Source organism: Flavimobilis rhizosphaerae (assembly GCF_014852685.1).
GTDB lineage: Bacteria > Actinomycetota > Actinomycetes > Actinomycetales > Cellulomonadaceae > Flavimobilis > Flavimobilis rhizosphaerae.
Genome location: NZ_JACZDF010000004.1, coordinates 176,177 through 195,855, shown reverse-complemented (window position 1 = coordinate 195,855; position 19,679 = coordinate 176,177). Strand labels below are relative to the sequence as shown.

General features: G+C 73.3%; 16 protein-coding genes. 4 read left to right on the top strand and 12 right to left on the bottom strand.

Going from position 1 to position 19,679, the window contains the following annotated elements:
- Positions 1–9: 9 nt before the first annotated feature.
- The 8 genes from murD to mraZ all read right to left on the bottom strand — a co-directional run bounded on the left by murD (position 10) and on the right by mraZ (position 10,007).
- Positions 10–1,485 (bottom strand): UDP-N-acetylmuramoyl-L-alanine--D-glutamate ligase, encoded by a 1,476-nt coding sequence (gene murD, locus IGS67_RS09420; protein WP_192279975.1) that lies wholly within the window; start codon positions 1,483–1,485, stop codon positions 10–12.
- On the bottom strand, positions 1,482–2,567 hold the full coding sequence (gene mraY, locus IGS67_RS09415) for a phospho-N-acetylmuramoyl-pentapeptide-transferase (protein ID WP_192279973.1): 1,086 nt from the start codon (positions 2,565–2,567) through the stop codon (positions 1,482–1,484). Before mraY ends, murD begins: the two co-directional genes overlap by 4 nt.
- Positions 2,564–3,964: a UDP-N-acetylmuramoyl-tripeptide--D-alanyl-D-alanine ligase gene (locus IGS67_RS09410; protein ID WP_192279971.1), complete on the bottom strand. Its 1,401-nt coding sequence runs from the start codon at positions 3,962–3,964 to the stop codon at positions 2,564–2,566. Before IGS67_RS09410 ends, mraY begins: the two co-directional genes overlap by 4 nt.
- A gap of 66 nt (positions 3,965–4,030) precedes the next feature.
- Entirely contained in the window at positions 4,031–5,566 is a 1,536-nt protein-coding gene (locus IGS67_RS09405; protein WP_328742253.1) for a UDP-N-acetylmuramoyl-L-alanyl-D-glutamate--2,6-diaminopimelate ligase, read from the bottom strand.
- 76 nt (positions 5,567–5,642) lie between these two features.
- Positions 5,643–7,952, bottom strand: coding sequence for a peptidoglycan D,D-transpeptidase FtsI family protein (locus tag IGS67_RS09400; protein ID WP_192279967.1), 2,310 nt, complete (start codon positions 7,950–7,952; stop codon positions 5,643–5,645).
- Positions 7,953–7,960: 8 nt separating this feature from the next.
- A complete protein-coding gene (locus tag IGS67_RS09395) occupies positions 7,961–8,383 on the bottom strand; it encodes a hypothetical protein (RefSeq protein ID WP_192279966.1) in 423 nt (140 codons plus the stop codon).
- Positions 8,380–9,387, bottom strand: coding sequence for a 16S rRNA (cytosine(1402)-N(4))-methyltransferase RsmH (gene rsmH / locus IGS67_RS09390; protein WP_192279965.1), 1,008 nt, complete (start codon positions 9,385–9,387; stop codon positions 8,380–8,382). The genes IGS67_RS09395 and rsmH overlap by 4 nt, the downstream gene beginning before the upstream one ends.
- A 185-nt stretch (positions 9,388–9,572) precedes the next feature.
- Positions 9,573–10,007 carry a division/cell wall cluster transcriptional repressor MraZ gene (mraZ, locus tag IGS67_RS09385; RefSeq protein WP_102510523.1) on the bottom strand — a complete coding sequence of 145 codons (435 nt, stop codon included), beginning with the start codon at positions 10,005–10,007 and terminating at the stop codon, positions 9,573–9,575.
- Between the two features lie 437 nt (positions 10,008–10,444).
- Here mraZ and IGS67_RS09380 point away from each other — a divergent pair, with 437 nt between their 5' ends.
- From IGS67_RS09380 to IGS67_RS09370, 3 genes are read left to right on the top strand one after another with little or no spacing between them, the layout of a single operon-like run.
- Positions 10,445–11,422, top strand: a complete 978-nt coding sequence (locus IGS67_RS09380) for an AAA family ATPase (RefSeq protein WP_328742250.1) — start codon at positions 10,445–10,447, stop codon at positions 11,420–11,422.
- A complete protein-coding gene (locus IGS67_RS09375; protein WP_192279964.1) occupies positions 11,419–12,696 on the top strand; it encodes a DUF58 domain-containing protein in 1,278 nt (425 codons plus the stop codon). The genes IGS67_RS09380 and IGS67_RS09375 overlap by 4 nt, the downstream gene beginning before the upstream one ends.
- Positions 12,693–15,011: a transglutaminase TgpA family protein gene (locus IGS67_RS09370; protein ID WP_192279963.1), complete on the top strand. Its 2,319-nt coding sequence runs from the start codon at positions 12,693–12,695 to the stop codon at positions 15,009–15,011. Before IGS67_RS09375 ends, IGS67_RS09370 begins: the two co-directional genes overlap by 4 nt.
- A 234-nt stretch (positions 15,012–15,245) precedes the next feature.
- Here IGS67_RS09370 and IGS67_RS09365 read toward each other — a convergent pair whose 3' ends face one another.
- The 3 genes from IGS67_RS09365 to IGS67_RS09355 all read right to left on the bottom strand — a co-directional run bounded on the left by IGS67_RS09365 (position 15,246) and on the right by IGS67_RS09355 (position 17,576).
- Complete coding sequence (locus tag IGS67_RS09365; protein ID WP_192279962.1) at positions 15,246–15,653, bottom strand: DUF3040 domain-containing protein; 408 nt, start codon at positions 15,651–15,653, stop codon at positions 15,246–15,248.
- Positions 15,654–15,799: 146 nt separating this feature from the next.
- Positions 15,800–17,083, bottom strand: coding sequence for a DNA polymerase IV (gene dinB / locus IGS67_RS09360; RefSeq protein WP_192279961.1), 1,284 nt, complete (start codon positions 17,081–17,083; stop codon positions 15,800–15,802).
- A 16-nt stretch (positions 17,084–17,099) separates the two neighbouring features.
- The gene (locus tag IGS67_RS09355) at positions 17,100–17,576 is read right to left on the bottom strand and encodes an SAV_6107 family HEPN domain-containing protein (protein ID WP_210767205.1); all 477 of its coding nucleotides are present in this window, start codon (positions 17,574–17,576) and stop codon (positions 17,100–17,102) included.
- 78 nt (positions 17,577–17,654) lie between these two features.
- On the opposite strand from IGS67_RS09355, the gene IGS67_RS09350 reads away from it, so the two are divergent.
- Positions 17,655–18,629, top strand: a complete 975-nt coding sequence (locus IGS67_RS09350) for a spermidine synthase (RefSeq protein WP_192279959.1) — start codon at positions 17,655–17,657, stop codon at positions 18,627–18,629.
- A 21-nt stretch (positions 18,630–18,650) separates the two neighbouring features.
- Here IGS67_RS09350 and IGS67_RS09345 read toward each other — a convergent pair whose 3' ends face one another.
- On the bottom strand, positions 18,651–19,598 hold the full coding sequence (locus tag IGS67_RS09345; protein WP_192279956.1) for a PAC2 family protein: 948 nt from the start codon (positions 19,596–19,598) through the stop codon (positions 18,651–18,653).
- Between the last annotated feature and the right edge of the window lie 81 nt (positions 19,599–19,679).

The window sequence follows — 19,679 nt, the reverse complement described above, 5'->3', positions numbered from 1 at the left end:
CGCTCCCCCTCAGTCGTCCTCCATGGTCCTTCCCGCGACCGCACGTGCGGCTGCGGCGAACTCGTCGCCGCGCTGCGCGTAGCTGCGGAACTGGTCCATCGATGCGCTCGCCGGTGCGAGGAGCACGGTGTCACCCGGGTGGGCGAGCGCCGCCGCAGCCTCGACCGCGCGCGTCATCACCGTCCCAGTGTCGGCCGGATCGATGCGGACGACGGGGATCTGGGGCGCGTGTCGCGCGAGCGCGCCGAGGATCTCGGTCGCGTCGGTCCCGATGACGACGGCGGCACGCACGCGATCGGCGCGTCGCACGACGAGGTCGTCGAACGTCGCGCCCTTGGCGAGACCGCCGACGACCCAGACGACGGTTCCCGCGTCGAACGCGGCAAGCGACGCGGACGCAGCGTGGCCGTTCGTCGCCTTAGAGTCGTCGACGAAACGGACCGTCCCGCCCGTGACCTGCGCGGTCGCGACGGTCTCGATCCGATGGTGGCCTCCGGTGAAGGCGCGCAGGCCCGCGCGGACGTCGTCCGCCGACACGCCGTGGGCGCGGGCGAGCGCTGCTGCCGCGAGTGCGTTCGCGACCACGTGCGGCGGAACGCCCGCGTCTCCCCCGAGATGGGCGAGGTCGCCGAGCGTCGCGAGCTCGTCGGCGCCCTCGTGCCGCGACGGGTCATCCGCTGCGGTGTGGAACGCGCGGTCGACGAGCAGGTCGTCGACGACGCCGAGCTCCGCGCGCCCCGGGGCGCCGAGCGAGAACCCGACGGCGCGGCAGCCCTCGACGACGTCTGCGTCCTCGACGAGCCCCCGGGTCACGGGGTCGGCGACGTTGTAGACGCACGCACGCTGCGCGTGCGTGAAGATGCGGCCCTTGTCGGCCGCGTACCGCTCGAGCGAGCCGTGCCAGTCGAGGTGGTCGGGGGCCACGTTGAGGACCGCGGCGGCCTCGAGCGACGTCGTGCGCGTGAAGCGCAGCTGGAAGCTCGAGAGCTCGACCGCGAGGACGTCGACGGCCGGGTCGAGCGCAGCCTCGACGACCGGGGTGCCGACGTTGCCGACCTCCGCGACCCGCTCACCCGCCGCCGCCAGGATCGACGTGAGCATGCCGACGGTCGTCGTCTTGCCGTTCGTGCCGGTGACGCCGAGCCACGGCGCGGGTCCGCGCCCGCCCGCGCGGTCCACGCGCAGCCGCCACGCGAGCTCGACCTCGCTCCAGACGGGAATGCCCGCGGCGAGCGCGCCTGCGAGCAGCGGGTGGTCGGGGCGCCAGCCGGGCGACGTCACGACGAGGTCGACGTCCGTGAGGTCGACGAGGCGGCCGTCGGCGACGTCCGCGTCGGGCGCCGCGGCGTCGACCGTCGTCACGCGCGCCGTGCGACCCGCGAGAGCCGTGACGACCGCGCGTCCCGTGACGCCGAGCCCGGCGACGACGACGTGCGCCGACGCGAGCGGCACCGCGGGCTCGACGGCCTCGGGTACCGCGGTCATGCTCCCGCCACCCACTCCGCGTAGAAGATGCCGAGGCCCACGGCCGCGAAGATCATCGCGATGATCCAGAAGCGGATGACGATCGTCACCTCGCCCCAGCCCGAAAGCTCGAAGTGGTGGTGGAGCGGCGCCATCTTGAACACGCGCTTGCCCGTGAGCTTGAACCCGCCGATCTGGATGACGTCGGAGAGCACGATGAGGACGAAGAGGCCGCCGATGATCGCGGCGAGCACCTCGGTGCGCGAGAGGATCGAGAGGCCGGCGAGCGCCCCGCCGAGCGCGAGCGAGCCCGTGTCGCCCATGAAGATCTTCGCAGGCGACGCGTTCCACCAGAGGAAGCCGAAGCACGCGCCCGTGATCGCGGCCGCAACGATCGCGAGGTCCCACGGGTCGCGCACGTCGTAGCACGCGGGGCCTGCCGACGCCGCCGCCGAGCAGCGCTGGTTCCACTGCCAGATCCCGACGAACGTGTACGCCCCGAACACCGCGAGCGAGACGCCGGTCGCGAGCCCGTCGAGGCCGTCGGTGAGGTTGACGGCGTTCGACCACGCCGTGATGAGGAAGTTCGCCCAGAGGACGAAGAGCACGAGGCCCACGGTGACCCCCGCGAACGCGAGGTCGATGCCCGTGTCACGGATGAACGAGATCTTCGTCGAGGCGGGCGTGCGGAAACCCTCGTCCGGGAACTGCAGCGCGAGCACCGCGAACGTGATCCCGACGAGGCCCTGACCGACGATCTTTCCGGCGGGCGAGAGACCGAGGCTCCGCTGCCGCGAGATCTTCGTGAAGTCGTCCGCGAAGCCGACGAGACCGAGGCCCGTCATGAGGAACAGCACGAGCAGCGCCGAGACGCTCGGCAGCCTGCCCGCGACGAGGCTTCCCGCACCGACCGCGAGGAGCGTCGCGCCGATGATGACGACGCCGCCCATCGTCGGCGTGCCACGCTTTGTGAGGTGGGAGGTCGGGCCGTCCTGGCGGATGAACTGGCCGTACTGACGCTTCTCGAGGAAGCGGATGAAGAGCGGGGTCGCGAGAAGCGCGACGACGAGCGACGTCCCGCCCGCGACGAGGAGCGCGATCACGCGTCCACCTCCGTCGCTGCGAGCTCGTCACCGAGCCGCCACAGGCCCGTGCCATGGGATGCCTTGACGAGGACGACGTCCCCGGCGCGCACCTCGTCCGCGAGGACGGCCCGTGCGGCGTCGACGTCGGCGACGTGGACGACCTCGTCGCCCCACGACCCCTCCATCATCGCGCCCTCACGGATCGCCCACGCCCCGTCGCCGACGACGACGGTGAGACGCACGTTGAGCCGGACCGCCAACCGCCCGACCTCGTCGTGCCGCTCGCGGGAGTCCTCACCGAGCTCGAGCATCTCGCCGAGCACCGCGATCGAGCGACGGTCGCGTCCCGCGACGACGGCCAGGGCCCGCAGCGCGGCACGCATCGAGTCCGGGTTGGCGTTGTACGAGTCGTCGATGATCGTCACGCCGTCGGGGCGCTCGGTCACCTGCATGCGGTGCGGGCTCACGGCCCGCGCGGCGGAGAGCCGCTCGGCGACGACCTCGGGCGCGAGGCCGAGCCGGAGCGCGACCGTGGCCGCGGCGAGCGCGTTCGTCACGTGGTGCTCGCCGACGAGGCGCAGCACGACCTCGGCCGTCATCTCCCCCGCGACGAGCGTGAACGTCGCACGGCCGGCGCGGTCGATGCGCACGTCCTGCGCCCGCACGTCGACGCCCGTCACCGTGCCGAACGTGACGACAGGCCCGTGGGCCGCAGCGGCCATCGCCGCGACCCGCAGGTCGTCACCGTTGAGGATCGCGGTGCCCCCCGCGCGCACGCCCGCGACGAGTTCGGCCTTCGCCTGAGCGATCGCCTCGACCCCGCCAAACTCGCCGAGGTGCGCCGAGCCGACGACGAGCACGACCGCGACATCCGGCGCCGCGATGCCCGTGAGGTAGGTGAGGTGGCCGATACCGCTCGCCCCCATCTCGAGGACGAGGTAGCGCGTCGAGGCATCGGCCTCGAGGACCGTGAGCGGCAGGCCGATCTCGTTGTTGAACGACCCCTGCGGCACGACGGTCGGGGCCTCGGCCGCGAGCAGCTGGCCGACGAGGTCCTTCGTCGTCGTCTTGCCGACCGAGCCCGTGATGCCGACGACCTCGAGCGGCCCTGAAGCCCGCAGCCGCGCGAGAACCTCATGGGCGAGGGCGCCGAGCGCCGCCTGGACGTCGTCGACGACGACCGCTGCCGGAGCGTCGACCTCGTGCGCGACGAGGACGGCCGCGGCGCCTGCCGCGACGGCCGCCGCGACGAAGTCGTGCCCATCGACGTGCTCACCGGGGAGCGCGACGAACAGCGCGCCAGGGACGACGAGCCGGGAGTCGATGACGACGGGTCCCGTGACACGGGCCGCTGCGTCCCCGAGGACGCGCCCCGCCGTCGCGTCGGCGATCTCGTCGATGCCGAGCTCGATCATGTGCTTACCGTTCTCCCGTTCGTCCGCGCCGAGCGCGCGTGCATGCCAGTCAGTCGTGTGCGGCCGTCAGTCGGCTCGCGCGGCGAGCGCCGCTCGGGCCTCGACCCGGTCGTCGAGAGCGATATCGACACCGCCGACGTCCTGTACGGTCTCGTGCCCGCGCCCCGCGACGAGCACCGTGTCCTCCGGGGCGGCCTCGAGGACCGCCCGGCGCACAGCCTCCGCCCGGGGCGCGACCTCCAGTATCGCAGGCCGAGCGTCGGGAACGCGCGCCAGGACGGCCTCGTGCGCTCCCGCGAGCACCGCCGCGCGGATCGGCGCAGGGTCCTCGCCGTGCGGGTCGTCGTCCGTGACGACGACGATGTCCGCGCCACGCGCGGCGACCGCGCCCATGACCGGGCGCTTGCCCGTGTCACGCTCCCCCGTCGCCCCGAAGACGACGACGAGCCGGCCGGGCGTCGTCGGGCGGAGCGTCGCGAGCGCGAGCCCGAGCGCATCCGCGTTGTGCGCGAAGTCGACGACGACGCGCGGGGCCGTCGCGAGCACCTCCATGCGTCCGGGCACTGTCGCGTCGAGCCCGTCCCGCGCGAGCGCCCCGGCGATGTCCGTGACGCTCACACCGGACGCGACGACCATGACGATCGCCAGCGCCGCGTTCGCGACGTTGAAGTCGCCCGGCATCGTCACGCGGGCGTCGAGCCGCTCCCCGGCGGGACCGACGAGCGTGAACCGTGAGCCCCCGACGCCCGCGACATGGTCGGCGACGTGCCAGTCGGCGTCCGTGCCGCGCGTCGTCACCGTCGTCACGGGAACCTCCGAACGCTTGGCAAGACGCCGGCCCGCGTCATCGTCGACGACGACGACCCCGCGCCGTGCCCGCCCCGGCGTGAAGAGCGACGCCTTGACGTCGAAGTACTCCTCGAGAGTGCCGTGGAAGTCGAGATGGTCCTGGCTGAGGTTCGTGAAGCCGACGACGTCGTAGACGACGCCGTCGACCCGGTGCAGCGCGAGCGCGTGCGACGAGACCTCCATCGCGAGCGCGTCGACCCCCGCCTCCGCCATCGCGGCGATCCAGCCCTGAAGCTCGGGGGCCTCCGGGGTCGTCAGACGGCTCGGCACGTCGCGGCCCGCATACCGTGCGACGACCGTCCCGACGAGACCGGGCCGCCGTCCGAGCTCGCCGAGAAGTCGCTCGAGCAGGAAGGTCGTCGTCGTCTTGCCGTTCGTCCCCGTGACGCCGAACGTCGTCATGCGCGTCGCGGGCTCGTCGTGCACGAGCGCCGCGAGACGGCCGAGGACGCCGCGCGGGTTCGCGGCGACGAGCAGCGGGACACCGGCGTCCACCAGCTCGGCAGCCCCCGTGGCGTCCGTGAGGACGGCGCGGGCGCCGCGCCCGACGGCCGCGGGCGCGAACCGCGCACCATGGGCGCGAGCGCCCGGGAGCGCCGCGAAGAGGTCCCCGGGGACAGCGCGCCGATCGTCGAGGACGACCGACGAGACGACGGCGCCCGGGTCGCCGCGGAGCTCGAGGTCGAGAAGCTCGGCGAGCCGTCCGACGGTGACCTCGGTGAGAAGGGAGGGCAGCGTGCGTGGGTCGTTCACGGGTGAGAACCTACCGGTCCCCTGGGGCCCGTCCGCTGGTCCTGGGCCGTGGGGCACGTGAGAGGTTCGTGCAGGCTCACCACTCGGTCGGGATCTTCGTCGCCTTCGAGCCGCTCGGCTCGATCCCGAGGTGCTGCAGCGCGAACGCCGTGACATCCGCGAAGACGGGCGCCGCGGCCTCACCACCGTAGAGAAGCTTGTCGGAGTAGAGCGACACCGAGACCGCGATCCGCGGGTCGTCGGCGGGTGCGATGCCGTTGAACGACGCAACGAAGTGGTCGTACGTGCCCGTGAGCGGGTTCGGGGCCTGGGCCGTACCGGTCTTCCCGGCGATCCGGTACCCCGGGACGGCAGCCTTCTTGCCCGTGCCGTCGGACACGACCGTCTCCATCATCTGGAGCACGGTGTCGGCGGTCTCCTCGGAGACGACCTGCGTCGTCTCGGCCGGCTTGACGGCCTCATACGTGCCGTCCTCGGACCGGTAGCCCTTGATGATGCGCGGAGTGTTGCGGACCCCGCCGTTGGCGATCGTCGCGAACACCTCGTTGCTCTGGATCGCCGTCACGGCGACGCCCTGGCCGAAGAGCACGTTCCAGCGCGTGCGTCCGTCCCACTTCTCGACCGGATGGAGGATGCCGGCAGACTCGCCCGGCAGGCCGATCCCCGTCTTCTGGCCGAAGCCGAACTTCGAGAGGTAGTCGTAGCGCACCTGCATCGGGATCTTCTCGCCGATCATCACGGTGCCCGTGTTCGACGACTCCGCGAAGACGCCCGCAAGGGTGAGCTGCTGGGGCGCGTGCGCGTGCGAGTCCCGGATCGTCTGCCCGTTGTCCGTCACGTACGTGTCGGGCACCGTGAACTTCGACGTCGGTGTCCACGCCCCCGTCTCGAGAGCCGCGGCCATCGTGATGACCTTCGCGGTCGAGCCGGGCTCGAAGACGTTGGAGATGGCCCGGGAGCCCCAGTTCGAGGGGTCGCTGCTCGCGAGGTCCGCCGGGTCGACCGTGCTCGTCTCGGCGAGCGCGAGGATCTGCCCCGTCCGCGTGTCGGACACGACGATGTTGCCGTACGTCGCGCCATACGCGCGTGCCGCCGTCTCGATCGCGTCCTGCGCCTTCCACTGCAGGTCGGACTTCACCGTGAGCTCGACGTCACGGCCGTCGACCGCCTCGACGCGCTCCTTCTCGCCCGTCGGGATGAGCGCACCGCGCGGGTCCTGCTCGAGGAGGTAGGAGCCGTTGGTGCCGCGCAGCTGCGCCTCCTGCGACTGCTCGACCCCAGCGGAGCCGACGCCCTCGGAGTTGACGAAGCCCAGGATGTTGCCCGCGACGTTGCCATTCGGGTACTTGCGCTCGGACGTCTCCTCCGCGCTGACGAACGCGATACGCAGCGCCTTGATCGCGTTCCACGTCTCGGGGAGCACGCCGCGCGCGATGTACTTGCCGCGGCGGTCACCGACGAGGTCGGCCGCGAGCTCCGCGACGGGCCGGTCGAGGATCGGTGCGAGGACCTCGGCGAGCGCCTCGGCGCCCTGGCCGAGGAGACGACCGTCCTCGTAGCGCTTCCAGTCCGGCACGAGAGTCTGGTCGACGAGGATGTCGTACCGGGTCACAGACATGGCCATGACCTTGCCGTCGGCGTCGAGGATGTCACCGCGCTGCGGAACGAGCTCACCCGAGACGAGCCGGCCCCGAAGCGCCTCGGCGGCGAGGTCCGGCCCCTCGACGGCCTGGACGTAGACGAGACGCCCGGCGAAGACCCCGAGGATCGTGAGGACCCCGATGAGGAGCGCACGCTGACGGGCGTGCGGCGACCCGGTGCGTGCCGCGAACCACGCAGGCATGACGAGCGTGCGCGTCACGGAGTCCAGGGAACGCACGTGGCGGTCGGCCGCGCCGCGGTCGACGGGACGACGGCCGACGGTGCTGCGGTCGACGGGGCGACCGTCGGCGCGCGTCTGTGCGGCGGGCTGACGGGCCGACGCCCGTGGCAGCACGCCCCCGGAACGCGCCGCAGCCGTGCGGGCGGGACGCCGGGCCGCGCCCAGGGGGCTGCCGGCACGGTTCGCGGAGCCCGCGCGGTTCGCGGAGCCAGCGCGGTTCGCGGAGGCCCCACGCGACGCGGAGCCGGCACGTGCCGGGGCCTGCCGCGACGACGACCGTGCGGTCGCCTGCGGCTGGGTCGTCCGGGAGGGGGCGCGACCGCCGGCGGAACGCTGGCCGCCCGTCGCAGCGGTGCGAGGCGTCCGCGACGACGTCGCGGCGCGCGGCTCAGGTGCGCGCCGCTCAGGGGTGCGCGGCTCCCGGCCACGGACGGGACGTTCGCCCGAGGGCTGCCTCGTCGTCGAACGCGGAGCGCCGCGGTCGGAACGCCGGTCGTCGCTCATGCCAGACCTCAGTTCTTCGCCTGCGCCGGGGTGACGTCGCCGATGACCTTGCCGTCCTCGAGCCGCACGAACGCAGGAGTCGAGTCCTGCACCATGCCCATCCGTGACGCGTGCTCGGCGAGCGCGTGCGGCGAGGAGGCCGCGTCGATCTGCGTGAGGAGCGCCTGCTCGACCTGCGCGAGCTGGGAGATCTCACGCTGGAGGCTGCGCTGCTCGTACGAACCGTGGGCCATCGTCGTGTTGAGGAGGAGCACGCCCGCGAGCGCGGTCGCGAGGATCGCGATGCACAGGAGGATGAACGGGACGCGCGACCGCGAGACGGCGGGCGTCGTCACGAGACGGATGCGGCTCGCCGCGGCGGGCTGCGTCCGCGGTGCCGCGGGCGCGACGGGACGCGGCGCGTACGCGGCGGGGGCGTGCTGTGCGCTCATCGCGTGGCCTCTCGGTTCGGACGCAGGTGGTCAGGGGTCGGGCGGGTGCGGCGCGCGGCGCGCAGCCGGACGGACTGGGCCCGGGGGTTGTCGTCGAGCTCGGCTCCGTCGGCCTCCTCGGCCCCGCGGGTGAGGAGCTCGAGGTAGGGCTTGTGCGTCTCGGGCTCGACCGGGAGCCCGGGAGGCGCCGAGGACGTCGCACCGCGCTGGAGGACGCGCTTGACGAGACGGTCCTCGAGCGAGTGATAGCTCTCGACGACGATCCGGCCCTCGACGGCCAGTGCCTCGACCGCGGCGGGGACGGCGCGGTCGAGCACCTCGAGCTCGCCGTTGACCTCGATGCGCAAGGCCTGGAACGTGCGTTTGGCCGGGTGTCCGCCCGTCCTGCGGGTCGCCGCCGGGATGCACGCGCGCACGAGGTCGACGAGCTCCGCGCTCGTCGACCAGGGTCGCTCCTCACGGATCCGGACGATCGAGCGCGCGATCTTGCCGGCGAAGCGCTCCTCGCCGTACTCGCGCAGGATCCGGGCGAGCTCACGCTCGTCGTAGGTGTTGAGGACGTCGGCGGCGGTCTGGCCCGTCGTCGGGTCCATGCGCATGTCGAGCGGGGCGTCGTGGGCGTACGCGAACCCGCGGTCGACCTCGTCGAGCTGGAGCGAGGACACGCCGAGGTCCATGAGGACGCCCTGGACGCCGTCGAGCCCGAGGTTCGCGACGACGTCGCCGATCTCGTCGTACACCGCGTGGACCGCCGTGAAGCGGTCGCCGAAGCGGGCGAGCCTCTCGCTCGCGAGCGCGATCGCTTGCGGGTCCCGGTCGATGCCGACGACGCGCGCCGTCGGAACCTGCTCGAGGACGGCCTCGGTGTGCCCACCCATGCCGAGCGTGCAGTCGACGAGGACCGAGCCGGGCGCCGCGAGCGCGGGGGCGAGGAGGTCGACGCACCGCTGGAGGAGGACGGGGCGGTGGCGGTCGGACGTCTCCCGCTCGGGCTCGTGCGTCATGCGGCGTCTCCTCTCGGGGCGATGGTGCGGTCTGGACCGGTCGTGCTGGGTGGTGCGGAGGTGGCAGGTCGGGAGGGCTCTGGGCTTCCGCCCGACCAGGTCTCCCACCGCGACCCCGCTGGCGCCGGGGAAGTGCGCCAGATGGGGCGGGAGGAGGCCTCGTCGTACGGACGTGGACCCTCGGGTCAGAACGGGAACGGGGGCAGCACCTCCTCCGCGGTGTCGGCGTAGCCGGACTCCTGCTCGGCGAGGTACGCCTCCCAGGTCGGGCCGTCCCAGATCTCGACGCGCGTGCCCATGCCGATGACGGCGAGGTCGCGGTCGAGGCTTGCGTACTCGCGCAGCGGTGCGGGGATCGAGATGCGTCCCTGCTTGTCGGGGATCTCGTCGCTCGCTCCCGAGAGGAGGACGCGGAGGTAGTCGCGCGACTGCTTGCTCGTCACGGGGGCGAGACGGATCTGCTCGTACATGCGCCGGAACTCTTCCATGGGCAGGAGGTAGAGGCAGCGTTCCTGGCCGCGGGTCATGACGAGGCCGGAGGCAAGCTGCCCGCGGAACTTCGCGGGAAGGAGCAGCCGGCCCTTGTCGTCGAGGCGCGGCGTGTACGTGCCGAGCAGCAGGCTCGGTGCCCCCGTGATCGTCTCTGCCATCCGGATACACCTCCCCTACGTCCCCGGTTGCCCCACTGTACTCCACTTCCCTCCACCGACAAGGCCTACGGGCACCCCAATCACCCGCAGCACGGGTGTATGCGCAGGTCAGACATGGTGGAGGGGAGTGGAGTGAAGAATGGGAAAACACCTCACGCGCCCCACGACACCGCACTCCCGCACCCCCATTCCAGGACGGCAAGATCCGCAGGATCCCGCGTATCGGCCCCACCCCACCCCGCGGAGCAGCTGAGGCCCGCCCCACCGTGGAGGGAAGTGGGGGGACGTGGTCAGCGCGCACCTCCCACACCGGCACGACCCGACGACCCGCCCGTGCCGCGCCTAGGACGGAGGTGATCCGGACCACTCCCGTCGTCTACGCTGCGACTCACGACCGAGGAGGACACGTGAGGACGACACCGCCGACGCCCGTCGAGCTCGACGAGATCACCAGCACCTGCGACGAGATCCGCGAGCGGCTCGCGCACGTGCTCTCGGGCAAGCCCCAGGTCGTCATGACGACGATCGCCGTGCTCCTCGCCGAGGGACACCTCCTCGTCGAGGACGTCCCCGGCGTCGGGAAGACCACGCTCGCCCGCGCTCTCGCCCGGACCATCAGGGGCACCGTCGGCCGCGTGCAGTTCACGCCCGACCTCCTGCCCGGCGACCTCACCGGCATGACGATCTACCGCACCCACGACGGCACGTTCGAGTTCCGCCCCGGACCGATCTTCGCGAACGTCGTCATCGGCGACGAGATCAACCGAGCCTCCCCCAAGACCCAGTCCGCGCTCCTCCAGTGCATGGAGGAACGTCAGGCGACCGTCGACGGCACGACCCACGAGCTCCCCCGGCCCTTCCTCGTCGTCGCGACGCAGAACCCCGTCGAGATGGAGGGCACGTACCCCCTCCCGGAGGCGCAGCGCGACCGCTTCACCGCGTGCATCTCCGTCGGGTACCCGTCGGCCGACGCCGAGCTCGAGATGCTCGAGCGCCGCGAGACCACCGACCCGCTCGACGAGATCGAACCCGTCACCGACGTCGCGACGCTCGGGCGCTTCATCGACGTCGTCCACCGCGTGTTCGCCGCCGAGGCCGTCAAGCGCTACGCGATCGACCTCGTCCGCGCGACCCGCGAGGACCCCGACGTCCGGCTCGGGGCGTCTCCCCGCGCCTCGGTCCAGCTGCTCCGTGTCGCACGCGCCGTCGCCGCCCTCAGCGGCCGCGAGTACGTGACGCCCGACGACGTCCAGCGGCTCGCCGCCCCCGTCCTCGCCCACCGGCTCGTCGTCAACCCGTCCGCCCGGGCCTCGGGCCGCAACGCGACCGACATCGTCGACGGCGTCCTCGCACGCGTCCCCGTCCCCACACCCGCCCGCCGATGACGGCACGCCCCGTCACCCGCACCGCCCGCCTCACCCACCGTGGGACCGGGCTGCTGCTCGCCGGGGTCGTCCTCGTCCTGGCCGGGTTCGTCGCCGCGCTCACCCCGGTCCTCCTCCTCGGGCTGCTCATGTGCATCCCGGTCGCCGTGACGACGATCGTCCTCGTCGTCCTCCACCCGTCCGGGCGGTTCACCGTCACCCGCAGCCTGCGGCCGGCCCCCGCCCACGTCGGCGACGAGGTCACCGTGACGACACGCGTCGCTCCGCGCCACCTCACCGCGTGGTCCTCCGACCTCCTCCACGGCTTCGGCCTCGCCGAGGAGGTCCCGCCCGCGCTGAGGTCCGGCACCCCCCTCCGTGCGCTCGTCCGCGCCCGCTACGAGGACGTCCACCTCGACTACGTGCTCCACCCCACCGTCCGCGGCCGCTGGCCGCTCGGCCCCCTCGAGGTCACCCGGGTCGGCCCGCTCGGGCTCTGCCGCGCCACGTCGACGCTCGGCGAGGCGACCGCCGTCGCCGTCCGCCCCCGGCTCCTGCCGATGACGGGCAGCTCCGCGCTCGCCCAGGCCGGCATCTCCCCCATGCAGGCCGGCGCGAACGAGCCGAGCGACGAGGACGCGTCGCTGCGACGCTACGTGCCCGGCGACGACCTGCGCCGCGTGCACTGGAAGAGCGCCGCCCGCCACCGAGAGCTCCACGTTCGCGTCGACGAGGGCGCGAGCCTCACCCCCGCGACCGTCGTCGTCGACCTCCCCGCAGCTCGCAGGACGGCGCACGACATCGTCCTCGAACGCATCATCTCCGTCGGCGCGACCCTCGCGACCCACCTCGTCGAGACCGGGCACGCGGTGCGCCTCGTCGCCGTCGGCGACGCGGGACCCGCCTCCCCCTCCGCCGGCGCCCGGGTCGTCGCGACCGACGACGCCGCCCGCGCCCGCATCCTCGACCCGACGATCGACCTCACCCCCATGCCCGTCGGCGCCGCGCGCACCGCCGCCCGCGCCGCCCGCCTCACCGAGGTCGTCGGCGGACGTCGCGGCGCCGAGCAGATCGTCGTCGTCCTCGGCGGTGACACCGAGGCCGCCGAGATCGAGCTCGCCGCGTACGGCGACGAGGCCGCGACCTCCGCGACCCGCACCGCCGTCGTCGTCACCCGGGCCGGTGGCCCGAACCCCGTCGCGAGCCGTCTGTGCGACCACGGGTGGCGCACCGTCGTGCTCGCCGACGACAACCTCGACGACGCGTGGCAGCAGCTCCTGGGGGTCCGCGCGTGAACGGCTCGGCAGAGTACCTGCCCTCCCCCGGCCGCATCATCGCGTCGGGTGCGCTCCTCGCGACCGCCGTGAGCGCCTCCGCACTCGGCCTCTCCGCCGTCATCACCGCCGGCGCGTGGCGCGCCGAGGTCGTGAGCCTCGTCCTTCTCGTCAGCGCCGTCGTCGTGCTCGCGCGGCTCTCGCTGCGCGCATGGCGCGGCCCCGACGTCGGGACGCTCGCCGCCCTCGCCCCGACGTTCCTCGGTGCGGCCGTGAGCACGTGGCTCGTCCTCGGCCGCTTCGGGACAGCGACCGCGACTGCAACGACCGCGACCCCGTTCGACCCTGCCGTCGGCCCGTCCGACGCCCGCAACGTGCTCGACCTCCTCCGCACGATCACCGACCTCCTCGCCGCGTACGCCGCACCGGCCGACCCCTTCGAGCCGATCGTGCTCCTCGTCGTCCTCGGGGCGCTCGGCGTCCTCGCGCTCGCCGACGTCGTCATCGCGGTCCGCGTGCCCGCGCTCGCCGGCGTCGCCGTCGGGCTCCTCTGGCTCCCGCCGCTGCTCATCGTGCAGGACATGTCGGCCGGGCCCGTCATCGTCGCCGGCCTCGCGCTCCTCGGTCTCCTCGCCGTCGACGACCCTCACGCGATCGTCCGCCGCTACCCCGCACCGCGCGGGAACCGGTGGGCTCAGGACCGCGAGCGCGCCCTGCGCACGTACGGCCCGCGGGCCGTCCGCTGGGGCTCGCTCACCGCCGTCACGGTCGTCGGGACGCTCGCGCTCAGCGCGGCGCTCCCCCACGTCCCCGGCTGGGGCACCGTCGAGGCTCCCGACGTCCGCACGGGCGTCGGGCAGGTCGGCGAGAACCTCGACCTCGCCCGCAGCCTCGGCGAACGGTCGCAGCGCAAGGCGTTCAGCTACACGATCACGTCGCCCGCGGAGCGCGGCCCCCTCCGCACCGGCACGCTCTACGACTTCGACGGGCGCACGTGGTCGCCGCAGCGCTCACGCGCGACCGCGGTCACCGAAGGCTCCGTGCTGTGGCCAGGAACGTTCACGGGCGCGCTCCGCTCTCCCGTGACGATCGACCTGCGCACCGAGGAGATGCGCGGCGGAGCCCTTCCCGTGCCGCTCGACCCGCGCACCGTCTCCCGGGCAGGTGCGACGAGCGCGTACGACGGGATGCGGGACGTCGTGACGACGAGCCCGGACCTCTCCTCGGGCGACGAGGCCGCTCTGACCTTCCACCCGCGCGACCTCTCCGCCGACGTACTGCGGGCGGCGTCGGTACCTCGTCGGGGCGACGAGATCCCCGAGAGCGACGCCCTGGCCGTCGAGTCGTCGTTCGATCTCCCCGACACACCGGGCGCCGGCGAGACCGCCGCGATCGCATCCGACATCGTCGCCGAGGCCCCGACCGACTACGACCGCGCTGTCGCGCTCCAGGACCACCTGCGCAACGGCCCCCAGTTCCGCTACACGCTCGAGGTTCCGGACGGGACGAGCAGCGACGCAGTCCTCGACTTCCTCGAGGACGGACGCGGGTACTGCGTCCAGTTCGCGACCGCGATGACCGCGATGGCACGCTCGCTCGGCATGCCTGCCCGGCTCGCGGTCGGCTACCTCCCCGGACGCTCCGAGGGCGGCCGGTACGTGGTGCGGGGCCGGGACGCGCACGCGTGGCCCGAGATCTACTTCTCCGGGCTCGGTTGGGTGAGGTTCGAGCCGACTCCCGGAACCCAGTCGGGTCTCGCCCCCACCTACACCGCTCCCGAGCCCGACGAGACCGCAGGTCCGACCGAGGAACCGACCGTCGCAACGGCGACGCCCGGTGCGACGCCGACCGGCCCCAGCGACCGGCCGAACGCCACGGCCACCGCATCCGCGCCCACGAGCGCGACGTCCGACGGTGCCGCACCGTGGCTCGTCGGGGGCGTCGGGACACTCATCCTCGTTGCGCTCGGCATCACCGGCCTGTGGGTGCGGCGGCGCGCCGAGGCGCGCCGCGACGTCGAGGCGGCTTGGCGCGTCACCCTCGGTGCGGCGCGGCGCGCTGGGCTCGTCCCGGGGACGAGCGAGACGACGCGAGCGTTCGCCGACAGGGTCGGCCGCGACGACGGCGGGCTCGTCGAGCTGGCACGTGCGGTCGAGCGCGCACGCTACGCACCCGGCGCTCCCGTCCCGGACCCCGCCGCCGTCGCGCACCTCGAACGGGGCGCGCTCGACGAGGTCACGCGGCTCCGCGCCGAACGCTCGGGGAAGGTCACCGACGCCGCTCCGGACGCAGCAACGGTCTCCGCTGTCGACGACGTCGACGCGCCGCGCCGCTGACCCCGGATCGCCCAGCTCGTCGGTTGTGGCCCGCTCCCGACGGAGCGGGCGCCCCCTTCCCTGCCCCTGCCGGGGTGCGCTGCCGAAGCGCGCCGGCAGGGGCAGGCTGCCGGAGCGCGCTGCGGCCGATGGCGGCCGGGAGTGCGAGAGGCTCCGCGCACAGTGTGCGCGGAGCCTCTCATCGAGATGGTGTGGTCGCCCCCGAGGGGCCGAGCCGTCGTCAGCGGCTCGTCGTCAGAGCCCGCCGTCCTTGCGCTTGTCCCAGCGGTCCTCCATGCGCTGCATGAAACTCTCGCCGCGTGCCTTGCCGCGGCCGCGCTGCCGCGCGTGGGGCGTGACGTGGCCGGAGTCGTTGACGACGCCCTGGGGGCCGCTGCCCTCGGCGCCCGACGGTCCGAGAACCGCGTAGGTCACGCCGCCGAACATCACGAGGAAGCCAAAGATGCCGACGACGGCACTGCTCTGGACCACCCCGAGGACGAGGAGGAGCAGGCCGACGAGCACGCCGACCGTGGCGACGATGATCTTGCGTCCCGTGCGTCGGCGGGGCGTGGTGAGCGTCGTGGCGAGCTTCGGGTCGTCGGCGGAGAGCTGACGCTCCATCTGCTCGAGCACGCGCTGCTCGTACTCGGACAGTGGCATGGGCACCCCCGCTTCATCGATCGGGACAGGCGGTCAACTCTAGGATAGGTCGCTTCGCGCGGAAGTTGTACCCAGCGCCCACGTGACGGCCCGCACGGAGCGTGCCGAGCCCGGGGCCCCGGCGGGACGAGTGCCGGCGCGCGACGTCACCGGACGATCGGCGTAGCGCCCCGTTGGCTTCGCGCCGGACCCTGCTCGCCCCGCGGCGCGAGCCGTGACGCACCCGGGCCGATAGCCGACGAGCCGAAGCGCTCCCGCACGAGATCCATCGCGGCCTCGGCCTCGCGCCGGCGTTCGACGGTCCCGTCCGCCGCTTCCTCGAGGGTTGACTGCACGGCGGCTCCATCGCGCACGACGAGCCCCTCGAGCCGCACCCCGACGAGGCGGACCGGAAGCCCCCGCAGGTCGACTCCGGCGAGCAGCTCGCGCGCGGCGAGGTAGATCTCACGTCCGACGTCCGTCGGGGCGTCGAGCGTCCGGGACCTGCTGAGCGTTCGGAAGTCGCTCGTGCGGACCTTGAGCGCGACGACGCGACCCACCTGTCCGTGCCGCCTCAGGCGTGCGGCGACATGGTCGGCAAGCCCGAGGAGACGTGCCTCAACCTCCGTGAGGTCGGTGCGGTCGTGCTCGAACGTCGACTCGGCCCCGAGGCTCTTCTCGATGCGTGTCGGCTCGACGGGCCGAGGGTCCCGTCCCCAGGCGAGGTCATGGAGCCGCGCGCCTGCCGACCTGCCGACCGCGCCCCGGAGCACCTCAACCTCCGTGTCGGCCAGCTGGGCGACCGTCGTGATGCCGTAGCGGGCAAGACGCTCCTCGGTGCGCTCGCCCACGCCCCACAGCGCGCCGACCGGAAGCGAACGGAGGAACGGGATGGTCGCGCCACGTGGCACGAGGAGCAGGCCGTCGGGCTTCGCGTGGACCGACGCGAGCTTCGCGACGAACTTCGTCGACGCGATGCCGACCGAGCACGTGATGCCGAGCGCGCGTGCGACCCGTTCGCGGATGCCCTCGGCGATGACGACCGGGGGCCCGAGACGGCGCCGTGCACCCCGGACGTCGAGGAATGCCTCGTCCACGCTCAGCTGCTCGACGAGGCTCGTGACATCGCGGAGGATCGACATGGCCTCGTGCGACACCTCACGGTAGAGACCGTGCTCGGGACGAACGACGACGGCCTGCGGGCAGAGCCGCAGAGCTGCGGCCATCGGCATGGCCGACCGCACGCCGAACGCGCGCGCCTCGTACGTCGCGGACAGCACGACGCCCCGCTCGGCACCCCCGACGATGACGGGTCGGCCACGCAGCTCCGGCCGCCGAGCCAGCTCGACGAGCGCGAAGAAGGCGTCCATGTCGACGTGGAGGACGTTGCACCCATCGTCGTCGTCGCCCCACGAGCGGCCACGAAGATTGGCCCGTGGACCCCGGCTCATGAGCGTGCCCAACCCGTCATGACGCTCGCACGGCACGGAGCGCACGCGCTCCTCCGGCGGTGTCCCCGGTCGTGTCCTCGACGAGCGCGTCAATCGCGTCACGGAAGTCCTCGGCGTCCTCAAGCGCACGGTCCGCACGCACGTCGTCGACGAGGTCGACCCGCCCACCTTCGACCGCGGCGCGCACCCGTGCGGCGTCGGCGAAGACGGCGGCCCAGCCCGCGAGCTCGGGCACGCGGTCCGCAAGCTGCTCCCACGCGGACCGGTCACGGCCGCGGCCGCGCGGCGGCACAACCGCCGCCAGCACCGCACCTGCAGCACGCAGTGCGGCGAAGTGCGCGTGGAGGAAGCGGTCGACCGGGTCCTGCGAGAGCTGCGCCGCAAGGATCTCGGCGTCGGAGCGCCGCATGAGCGTCGACTCCTGGACACCACGGAGCGCGCGCTGCTCCTCGACCGCGCGGCTCCTGCGCGGGGTCATCGTCGTCACTGTCATCTCCGCCACCTCCTCGATCCATCATCGAACATCTGTTCGAGACCGTCAAGCCCTCCGAGGCCGTCTACGGTGGTCCCCATGGCCCGCCGCACCTCCCGACGTCGATCGAACACCGAGCCACCGACATTCGCGCTCCCGAACGGCCCCGTCGAGATCACGACCGGCACCGCAGAAGCGATCGTCGACCGCGACGACCCCCGCGGAGTCACCGTGCTCGTCAACGGGGTCCCGAGCTCCTACGTCCACGAGGACCCGAGCGTCCTCGCGTTCGAGTACATGGAGCACATGGCCGCCCTCCTCGACGCGGTCACCCCCGGGCCCGTGCGCGCCGTGCACGTCGGGGCTGCCGGGTGCACCCTGCCCCGCTGGATCGAGGCCCGGCGGCCCGGGTCGCGCCAGGTCGCGATCGATCCCGACCCGACGCTCCTCGAGCTCGTCCGCACCTGGTTCGACCTGCCACGCTCACCCGTCCTACGCCTGCGCGCGGAGGACGGACGAGCCGCCCTCGCGACGTCGGCCCCGGCCAGCGCCGACGTCGTCATCCGTGACGCGTTCGCCGGCGACACGACGCCCGCACACCTCACCACCACGGGCTGGGCCAACGACGTGTGCAGGGTGCTGCGCCCCGGCGGCCTCTACCTCGCGAACATCGCCGACCGCGCGCCGCTGCGCCTCGCCCGGGCCGAGGTCGCCACCCTTCTCGAGGGGCTCGTCTCCGCGCCGGACGCAGGACCCGAGCCGGCCCGCTGGGCCTCCGTCGCCCTCGTCGCCGAGCCCGCAGTCCTCAAGGGACGCCGCTACGGCAACCTCGTGCTTGCCGCAGTCCGCGCGGGCGCGCCCGGCCCCGACCTCGGCGGGGCGCACGTCGAGCGCGCGCTTCGGCGGCTCGCCGTCCCCGCATCCCTCGTCGACGGGGACGCGCTCACCCGCTTCGCGGCCGGGGCGGCACCCCGTGAGGACCCCGCGCGGTGCGCCGCGCCAGGCGCGGACGAGCCCGTCACGAGCGAGCCCGCGCTCGCCGAGCCTCACGTGGAGGAGCCGGGCGACGTCTGACCGGCCGACGGTCCTGCGAGGTCAGCCCTCGCCGGGCCGCTGCCCGTCATCGGGCGTGTCCTGCGCCGCGAGGAACTCCTCGAACGCCGCCCCGATCTCGTCCGCCGACGGGATCGCGACAGGCTCGGCGAGCAGGTTCGTGCCGCCGTTCGCCGCGACGAACGCGTCGTAGCGCCGCTCGAGGTCGGCGACGACCTCACGCACCTCGTCCGACCCCGACGCACGCTCCGCGATCTCCTCGGCAGCCTCGTGCGCGGCCTCCTCGAGGTCGTGCGCCCGCAGCGAGAGCCCCGTGACGTGCTCGACCCGGCGGACAGCCTCGAGCGCCGCGGGCGCGAAGTGCCCCTGCGCGAGGTAGTGCGGCACGTGCATCGTCAGGCCGACAGCGTCGTGCCCGGACTCCCCCAGCCGACGCTCGAACATCGCACCGAAGCTCGCCGGAACCCGGACCTTGCCGAAGATCCGCGGCTGGACGCCCGCGAGCTCCGGGCGGGTCGCGCTCACGCTCGCGCCCACCGGACGCGTGTGAGGCGTCGCCATGGGGATGCCCTGGACACCGACGACGAGCGAGACGCCAAAACGGTCGACGACCTGCTGCAGCCCCGTCGCGACACGCTCCCAGCGCAGGTCCGGCTCGGAGCCGTGGAGGACGAGGAAGGCCGTCCCCTCGGCGTCACGTGCGACGTCGACGACGAGCCGCGGCGCCGCGTACGACGTCCAGCGGTCCTCGTCGTAGTCCATGAGCGGGCGTCGCCCCCGGTAGTCGTGGAGCTCGTCTGCGTCGAAGGTCACGAGCCGCTCCGTCTCGAACGCGTCGACGAGGTGGTCCGAGACGAGCTCGGCGGTCCGGCCCGCGTCGACGAAGCCTTCGAGCGCGTGCAGAAGGACCGGCCCGGTGCCGCCCTCGTGCGCACCGAGACGCGCCGCGACGCTCTCGTCGATCTCGTACAGGTCCGTCGGGTCGAGCACCGGTCCTCCTTCGTCCGTCCGGGCCCCGTCCAGGGCCTCACGCGTGACAACGCACGTCGCGCTCCGAGCATTCCCGTCCGT

Coding starts and splice junctions, on each gene's coding strand:
- IGS67_RS09355 (WP_210767205.1), bottom strand. CDS start 17,576: ATGACAGTGACGACGATGACCCCGCGCAGGAGCCGCGCGGTCGAGGAG.
- IGS67_RS09375 (WP_192279964.1), top strand. CDS start 11,419: ATGACGGCACGCCCCGTCACCCGCACCGCCCGCCTCACCCACCGTGGG.
- IGS67_RS09365 (WP_192279962.1), bottom strand. CDS start 15,653: ATGCCACTGTCCGAGTACGAGCAGCGCGTGCTCGAGCAGATGGAGCGT.
- IGS67_RS09395 (WP_192279966.1), bottom strand. CDS start 8,383: ATGAGCGCACAGCACGCCCCCGCCGCGTACGCGCCGCGTCCCGTCGCG.
- IGS67_RS09400 (WP_192279967.1), bottom strand. CDS start 7,952: ATGAGCGACGACCGGCGTTCCGACCGCGGCGCTCCGCGTTCGACGACG.
- IGS67_RS09410 (WP_192279971.1), bottom strand. CDS start 3,964: ATGATCGAGCTCGGCATCGACGAGATCGCCGACGCGACGGCGGGGCGC.
- IGS67_RS09350 (WP_192279959.1), top strand. CDS start 17,655: ATGGCCCGCCGCACCTCCCGACGTCGATCGAACACCGAGCCACCGACA.
- dinB (WP_192279961.1), bottom strand. CDS start 17,083: ATGAGCCGGGGTCCACGGGCCAATCTTCGTGGCCGCTCGTGGGGCGAC.
- rsmH (WP_192279965.1), bottom strand. CDS start 9,387: ATGACGCACGAGCCCGAGCGGGAGACGTCCGACCGCCACCGCCCCGTC.
- murD (WP_192279975.1), bottom strand. CDS start 1,485: ATGACCGCGGTACCCGAGGCCGTCGAGCCCGCGGTGCCGCTCGCGTCG.